The 294-nt window shown below is 72.4% G+C and carries 1 protein-coding gene; it reads right to left on the bottom strand.

All coding sequences use genetic code 11. The annotated features are described in order from the left end of the window. A partial coding sequence (locus ACPYOG_RS19380) for a nicotinate-nicotinamide nucleotide adenylyltransferase (RefSeq protein WP_481295761.1) occupies positions 1-188 on the bottom strand: 188 nt, incomplete at its 3' end. Between the last annotated feature and the right edge of the window lie 106 nt (positions 189-294).

The raw sequence follows: 294 nt of genomic DNA, 5'->3' as shown, positions 1-294 counted from the left end.
GGGTAGCGGTGCTTCGCCGCCGAGACCGGACCCTTCTGCCAAGGCTTGCCCGTCGGCACGAAGACGACCTCATCCAGCCCGAACGACTGGGCGACTTCGCTGGCTGCGACCAGGTGACCGTGGTGGATCGGGTCGAAGGTGCCGCCCATCACGCCGATCCGCGGCCGGTCCGTCTCCGTCAGCTCCATGCGGAGGTGGCTCAGTGCCCCTGGGTCGGGTGGCCGCTGCCGTTGTGGGTCGCGCCCGGGGCGCCGGCGTGGGCGGCGGTATCCGGTGCGGAGCGGTGGCTGTGCC

It is taken from the genome of Leifsonia sp. HAY1-4F, assembly GCF_056755275.1.
Note: the sequence above shows the minus strand (reverse complement) of the source record. Positions and strands in the feature narration are given on the sequence as shown.